Source organism: Catenulispora pinistramenti, assembly GCF_018274385.1.
Taxonomy (GTDB): Bacteria; Actinomycetota; Actinomycetes; order Streptomycetales; family Catenulisporaceae; genus Catenulispora; species Catenulispora pinistramenti.
This window is the reverse complement of sequence record NZ_JAAFYZ010000350.1, coordinates 1-7295: the sequence shown is the minus strand read 5'-3', so window position 1 is coordinate 7295 and position 7295 is coordinate 1. Positions and strand designations below refer to the sequence as shown.

At 71.1% G+C, this 7295-nt stretch carries 5 protein-coding genes; 3 read left to right on the top strand and 2 right to left on the bottom strand.

The genetic code is table 11. From position 1 onward, the window contains the following. Positions 1-219 precede the first annotated feature (219 nt). Together KGQ19_RS46345 and KGQ19_RS46340 are read right to left on the bottom strand one after the other, a co-directional pair. Positions 220-789: a DUF6215 domain-containing protein gene (locus KGQ19_RS46345; RefSeq protein WP_212021627.1), complete on the bottom strand. Its 570-nt coding sequence runs from the start codon at positions 787-789 to the stop codon at positions 220-222. A gap of 153 nt (positions 790-942) precedes the next feature. Beyond that, positions 943-2361, bottom strand: a complete 1419-nt coding sequence (locus tag KGQ19_RS46340; protein ID WP_212021625.1) for an NAD(P)H-quinone dehydrogenase — start codon at positions 2359-2361, stop codon at positions 943-945. Between the two features lie 78 nt (positions 2362-2439). On the opposite strand from KGQ19_RS46340, the gene KGQ19_RS46335 reads away from it, so the two are divergent. Genes KGQ19_RS46335 through KGQ19_RS46325 form a run of 3 tightly spaced genes read left to right on the top strand, consistent with a single transcriptional unit; the run spans position 2440 to position 6468 of the window. Beyond that, entirely contained in the window at positions 2440-3825 is a 1386-nt protein-coding gene (locus tag KGQ19_RS46335) for an MFS transporter (protein ID WP_212021623.1), read from the top strand. A gap of 55 nt (positions 3826-3880) precedes the next feature. Next, a complete protein-coding gene (locus tag KGQ19_RS46330; protein WP_212021621.1) occupies positions 3881-4690 on the top strand; it encodes a purine-nucleoside phosphorylase in 810 nt (269 codons plus the stop codon). A gap of 35 nt (positions 4691-4725) precedes the next feature. Continuing rightward, the gene (locus KGQ19_RS46325) at positions 4726-6468 is read left to right on the top strand and encodes a phospho-sugar mutase (protein WP_212021619.1); all 1743 of its coding nucleotides are present in this window, start codon (positions 4726-4728) and stop codon (positions 6466-6468) included. The last annotated feature ends 827 nt before the right edge of the window (positions 6469-7295 follow it).

Genomic DNA, 7295 nt, shown 5'->3' with positions numbered 1-7295 from the left:
CGGCGGCTCGGACTGGGGCGGCGGGGGCGGTGACTCCGGCGGCGGTGGTTCGGATTGGGGCGGCGGCGGCGACTGGTGAGCTGCGACAGCTGCGCTGCGACTGACGACCTGCGGCTGATGACCTGCGGCGAGTGAGCTGCGGCGAGTGAGCTGCGGCGAGTGAGCTGCGGCGAGTGATTGAAGCGCGGGCGCCGGACTGGATGCGATGAGGCGGGAAGCTCAGCCCGCGTGCCAGTCCGGCAGCCCCGGCAACACCTTCGCCGCGACCGCCCGCTCCAGCCGCCCAGCATCACTCTGCGCGATCGTGGACCCGTCCGCCATCATCACGTCCACCGCGTAGACCCCCGCGCCGCCAGCCGCTCTCCAGGCCACTTCCAGCCGGTTCACCTGGTGCCCGCTCGATGTGCCCGACAACAACGCCGCCGGGTGGCCGGCGATCTGCTCGGTCCCCTGCACCGTGCCGGTCTGGCTGGTCGACAGGACCACCGCGTACTGGCCCGCGTTCCACTCCACGTGGACTTCCTGAGTGCTTCCCGGCGCCGCCATCTGTCCGGCGTACACCGCCTTCGCCGACGGCACGCCCAGCAACGACGGAAGCCCCGCGTGCTGCAACGCCTTGCACAGCTTCGCCCCGGTCTGGTCCGCAGGACTCTGCGATGCCGCCTGGCACGGGTCCGTGTCGCCGCCCTTGGTGCCGGAGCCCCAGTACACCGCCGCGCCGACCACGATGCCGCCCACCACGAGTGCGGCGGCCAGTTGTGCCTTGGTGCTGTGCAGCGAGACCTTCACGTGTGTCGCCCCCCATGCCGCTACCGGTCGGTAACTCGCGGAGCGACCATCCTGGCAGCGATATCAGAGCTCAGACAAGCCCTCCGGCGGCGACGATGCGCGGCGATGAGCGATGTTGAGCGACGGCGAGTGGCGATGCAGCACCGCCACCGCTCAGTCCTCGTCCTTCACATCCGCGTGCAGCCGGCGCGCGGCCTCGGCGATCGAACCGGACAGCGACGGGTACACGGTGAACACCGACGCCACCTGGTCCACCGTCAGGTGCAGGTCCACGGCCATCGTGATCGGGTGGATCAGCTCGCTGGCCCGCGGCGCCACGATCACGCCGCCGACGATCGTGTCCGAGCCCTTGCGGGAGAACAGCTTCACGAAGCCGTCCTTGAAGTCCAGCATCTTCGCCCGCGGGTTGGAGTCCAGCGCCAGCTTGTACTCGTTGAAGCCGGGCGAGTCGTGGTGCGCGTTGGCGTTGGTCTGGCCGACCGTGGCCACCTCGGGGCTGGTGAAGATGTTGGACGAGACCCGCTTGAGGTTGATCGGCCACACCGCCTCGCCGAGCGCGTGGTACATCGCGATCCGGCCCTGCATCGCGGCCACCGAAGCCAGCAGCAGCACGCCGGTGACGTCGCCGGCCGCGTAGACGCCCGGCGCCGACGTGCTGCGCGACACCCGGTCCACGTCGATGTGGCCGGTCTTGGTCAGCTCGACGCCGGCTTCCTCCAGGCCCAGGTCTTCGGTGTTGGGCAGGGAGCCGACGGCCATCAGCACATGCGAGCCCTCGACCGTGCGGCCGTCCTCCAGCGTGACGATCACCCGGTCGCCGTCGCGGACCGCGGAGGCGGCGCGGGAGCGGGACAGGACGCGCATACCGCGGCGGCGGAAGACGCTCTCCAGCACCTCGGCGGCGTCCGCGTCCTCGCCGGGCAGGACCCGGTCGCGGGAGGAGACCAGGGTGACCGCCGAGCCGAGGGCCTGGTAGGCGCCGGCGAACTCGGCTCCCGTGACGCCCGAGCCGACCACGATCAGCTCCGGCGGGAGCTCCTTGAGGTTGTAGACCTGCTTCCAGTTCAGGATGCGCTCGCCGTCGGGCATGGCCTCGGCCACCTCGCGCGGGCGCACGCCGGTGGCCAGCAGGATCACGTCGGCGTGGTAGAGCGCCACGGTGCCGTCCGGCAGGTCCACCTCGACCTGGCGGTCCGGGGTCAGCCGGCCCCGGCCCTTGACGATCTGCACCCCGGCCTTGGCCAGCGACTCGGCGATGTCCACGGACTGGGCCGAGGCGAGGTTCTTCACCCGGCGGTTGACCCTGTCCAGGTTCACACCCGTCACACAGCTACCACCGAGCGACACCCCGCCGATGCGGATGCCCAGTTCCTCGGCCGACTCGAAGGACGACATCACGTCCGCGGTGGCGATCAGCGTCTTGGACGGCACACAATCGGTGAGGACGGACGCGCCGCCGACCCCCTCGCGTTCGACCAGCACGACTTCCGCGCCGAGCCGGGACGCCACCAGGGCCGCCTCGTAGCCGCCAGGTCCACCGCCGATGATCACTATCCGAGTCACGTGCACCATTGTCTCTCACAAAAAGCTGTTGGCAGCACCGGATAGCCTGGATCGGTCGGCGACAATTACGAAACCAGGTAGATAACCGTGAGCAACACCGCCCCAGACTTCGAGGCGGAAGCGCCCTCAATCGACCAGGTAGCGGAATCGCAGTCCCTCAAAGAGACCTTCCGCGAATCCCTCACCGTCCTGCGTATCAGCCAGTTCCGGCTGGTGCTGCTGGAACGCCTGTTGTCCACATCGGCGACCGGCATCTCGTCGGTGGCCCTGTCCTTCGCCGTGCTGGCCGTCACCAAGTCCGCCGGCCACCCGGACGGGAACGCCGCCGCGGTCTCCTTCGTGCTGGCCGCGCAGCTGGCCCCGATGCTGGTGTTCACCCTGGTCGGCGGGGTGCTGGCGGACCGGTTCCGGCCGCAGCGGGTGATGATGGCCGCCAACTTCTCCGCGGCCGCCGGCGAGGGCCTGGCCGCGGTGCTGATGCTCACGCACTCCGCACACACCTGGAACCTGCTGTTCGCCGCGCTGCTCATGGGCACCGGCGGCGCGCTGTTCTATCCCTCGTCCCAGTCCCTGATCCCGCGGCTGGTGCCCGAGGACCGGATGCAGGCCGCCTCCTCGCTGTCCCGGCTGGCGCAGTCCTCGATGCTGATGCTCGGCGCGGCGGTCGGCGGCATCCTGGTCACGGTCTTCGGGCCCGGCGAGGCCATGGGCCTGGACGCGGTCCTGCTGCTGCTCGGCACCGCCCCGCTGGTCCGGATCACGGTCCCGGCGCTGGTCCGGGCCGCCGAGAAGGCGCCGGGCATGATGCACGAGCTGCGCGAGGGCTGGGCCGAGGTCCGCTCGCGCACCTGGCTGTGGGCGGTCATCGCCTGTTACGCGGCGGTACTGGCCGGCTGGTTCGGCGGGTTCACGGTCCTGGGCCCGGAGGTGGCCAAGGCCCGGCTCGGCGGCGCCGGGGCGTGGGCGACCATCATCAGCTGCGACGGCCTGGGGATTCTGCTCGGCGGCATCGCCGGGCTGATGTACCAGGTGAAGCGGCCGATGTTCGTCGGCACCATCCTCACCTTCGCCTTCGCGCTGCCGCCGGTGGTGATGGGCCTGGGCGGGCCGCTGTGGGCGATCTCGGCGGTGTCGGTGCTGGCCGGGTTCTCCGGCGAGTACTTCATGATCCTGTGGACCGTGGCGCTGACCCGGCACATCCCGCAGGAGAAGCTGGCCCGGGTGTACTCCTACGACGCGCTGGGCTCGCTGAGCGCCTCGCCGCTCGGCTCGCTGGTGGCGGGCCCGGCGTCGAACGCGTTCGGGACCCGGGCGGTGCAGCTCGGGGCGGGTGCGGTGATCGTCGGGGCGACCGGGCTGACGTTCATGTCCTCGCAGGTGCGGAACCTGCGTGCGGACGCGCCGGTGGGCCCGGCCACGGCGGACGCCGGTGCGCTCGGCGAGGAGCCGGCTCCGGGGTTCGCGGCGGTCTGACACGGCGCTGCGACGCGGCCGCCGTTGAGAGATCGGCGCGCTGTACGCTCACCGGGTGACGAACAGCGCAGACGCCTCCCAGGACCCCTACCAGCAGGCCGAGACCGCCGCCGCCCGCCTGACCGAACTGGCCGGACGGCACGATGTCGCCGTGGTCATGGGCTCCGGGTGGGCCGAGGCCGCGGACGCGCTCGGCACCCCGGACTGGGAGTCCCCGGTCGACGCCCTGCCGGGCTTCGCCGCGTCCACCGTCATCGGGCACGCCGGCAAGGTGCGCTCGGTGGCCGTCGGCGGCAACAAGGTCCTGGTGTTCCTCGGGCGCACGCACCTGTACGAGGGCCGCGGCGTGGCGTCGGTGGCGCACGGTGTGCGCACCGCGGTGGCCAACGGCGTGAAGACCGTCGTGCTCACCAACGGCTGCGGCGGCCTGCGCTCGGACATGCAGGTCGGCCGGCCGGTGCTGATCAGCGACCACCTGAACCTGCAGAACGAGTCGCCGATCGTCGGCGCCCGCTTCGTGGACCTCACCGACCTGTACTCCGCCCGGCTGCGCGAGCTGGCCCGCACGGTCGACCCGACCCTGGCCGAGGGCGTCTACCTGGCGTTGCGCGGCCCGCACTTCGAGACCCCGGCCGAGATCCGCATGTTCCGCACCTGGGGCGCCGACCTGGTCGGCATGTCGACGGCGCTGGAAGCGATCGCGGCGCGTGAGGCCGGAGCCGAAGTCATGGGTATCTCCCTGGTGACGAACCTCGCCGCCGGCATGACCGGCGAGCCGCTGTCGCACACTGAGGTGATGGAGACCGGTGCGGCGTCGGCGGCGTCCCTGGGGACGCTGCTGCAGGGCATCGTCGAGAAGATCTGACCGGCGAAGATCTGACCGGCCCGGAAGGGGACGCGATGACGCAGAGGACTGAACACAGCGCGGGCGGGGCGGCTACCGACGCCGCGGCCGCCGCGACGACTCCGACCCCCGCCGCGACCGGCACCGCCATCAGCGAGGCGTTGTTCGCGGCGGCCCGGGCCTGGCTGGCCGAGGACCCGGATCCGGCGACCCGCGGGGAGCTCGAAGAGCTGCTGGCGGCGGCCGAGTCCGGCGATTCGGTGGCGTACGGCTATCTGGAGGACCGCTTCGACGGCCGCCTGCAGTTCGGCACCGCCGGGCTGCGCGGCGAACTCGGCGCCGGCCCGAACCGGATGAACCGGGTGACGGTGCTGCGCGCGGCCGCCGGGCTGGCCGCGTTCGTGACCGGGCAGCACGGCACCGGGCAGGTCGTGGCGATCGGCTACGACGCCCGGCACAACTCCCGGCGCTTCGCCGAGGACACCGCCGAGGTGATGCTCGGCGCCGGGCACCGGCCGTACCTGATGCCGCGCGAGCTGCCGACGCCGATGCTGGCCTACAGCGTGCTCGCGCTCGGGGCGCAGGCCGGCGTGATGGTGACCGCGAGCCACAATCCGGCGCGGGACAACGGGTACAAGGTGTACCTCGGCGACGGCTCGCAGATCACGACTCCCAACGACACGCTGATCGCGGAGCGGATCGACGCGGTCGGGGCGCTGGCCGACGTGCCGCGCGGGGCGATCGGGGACGTGACGGCGGTACCGGAGGACGTGATCGACGCCTACGTGGCGCGGGCGGGGGAACTGGTCGCCCAGTCCGCCCACCGGGATCTGCGGTTCGTCTACACCGCGATGCACGGCGTCGGCTTCGAGCTGTTCCACCGGGTCCTGACCAACGCCGGGTTCCCCGAGCCGATCAGCGTCCCGGAGCAGCAGAAGCCTGATCCGGACTTCCCGACGGTCTCGTTCCCCAACCCGGAGGAGCCAGGAGCGCTCGACCTGGCCTTCGCCCTGGCCACCGAGCACGACGTCGACCTGATCATCGCCAACGACCCGGACGCGGACCGGATGGCCCTGGCCGTGCCGGACCCCGCGACGCCCGGCGGCTGGCGGCGGCTGTCCGGGGACGACGTCGGCATGGTCCTCGGCTGGTACCTGGCGAACAAGGGCCGCCGCGGGACCTTCGCGACCTCGATCGTGTCCTCGGAAGGCCTGGCCGCGATCGCCGCCGAGGCGAAGGTCGGCTACGCCCGCACCCTGACCGGGTTCAAGTGGCTCTCGAAGGTGCCCGACCTGGCCTTCGGCTACGAGGAAGCGATCGGCTACTGCGTCGACTCCGCGCACGTACGGGACAAGGACGGCGTCACGGCCGCACTGGTCGCCGCGGAGTTCGCCGCCACCCTGAAGGCCGAGGGCCGCACCCTGCTCGACGCCCTCGCCGAGATCGACAAGGTGACCGGCAACCTGGTCACCACCCAGCTCTCGATCCGCAGCAACGACCCCGAGCAGATCCAGACCATGATGCGCACCCTGCGCCGCACCCCGCCGGCCACCCTCGGCGCCGTCCCCGTGACCGAGGTCGGCGACCTGTCAGCCGCCGGCCAGGCGCTGCCGCCGGAGCAGGGGCTGCGGCTGGCGCTGGAGCACGGCTGGATCGCGGTGCGGCCCAGCGGCACGGAGCCGAAACTCAAGTGCTACATCGAGCTCGGCGACCGCACCGCCGCCGACCGGTCGCCGGTGGTGGCGCGGATCGCGGCGGTGCGGGCCGGGCTTGAGGAGTGGTTCGGGCAGTTCGCTTAGCCGCTGTCCGATCGGCCATCGGCCAGGCTTTGTTCGCCCCGGCCCAGGACAAGCCGCTGCCCGCCGAGTCCTGGGCCGCAGCCGGACTCTGCGCGGCGTTGCCCGCCGCTTCGGCGACTTGACCAGCTGCGGAGCTGGACTTCGCGCCGCAGCCCCGCCCGCAACGGCAACGGCAACGGCAACGGCAACGGCAAGGCCAACGCCAACGCCAACGCCAACGCCAAGGGTGGCCGATCACCTGATCGGCAGCCTTTGTCGATCCCGATCGCCGGTGAGGGCTGATCGGGGTTCGGATCTTCTTTGGTGGGGCTGGGGTTTGCGGGCCGGGCTGCGGTTAGCTTTTGGGCCTTAAATGCTTTTTACAGCCTTCGGTCATAGTTGTACCGGTTCGGGGTTCGGGGCGGTGGGTATGTTTGTCGGCTGCCGGTTTTCGCGTTCACAACCCCGCCCCGCCTCAGGCCTCTTCAACTCCAGCAAGTCAGAGCAAGGACACAGGCCAGATCAAAAGCAAGATCAACAGCACAGGCAAGATCAACAGCAAGATCAAGGTCAAACCCATGGTGAAGAGCCGGGCCTCCGGCGGGCCTCGGCAACCTCAGGGAAACTAGCGCGGTTCCCTCGGGTGGCTGGGTCAGGGCTCAGCGGCTGCGGTTTGTGGGGTGGTGCGGTTCGTTCCCCTCGGTCGCGTCGTCAGCCCGATGGGTACAGCACCGGTGTCCGGGGGTAAAGTCCGCGCGCGGCGGACATGCAGGTAGGCGGCGGTTTCGTACGGCGCGAACTTGACCCCCGGCCACCGGCACTGTAGGCGAAGCCCTGCCGACGCGACC

Coding starts and splice junctions, on each gene's coding strand:
- KGQ19_RS46325 (WP_212021619.1), top strand. CDS start 4,726: ATGACGCAGAGGACTGAACACAGCGCGGGCGGGGCGGCTACCGACGCC.
- KGQ19_RS46340 (WP_212021625.1), bottom strand. CDS start 2,361: ATGGTGCACGTGACTCGGATAGTGATCATCGGCGGTGGACCTGGCGGC.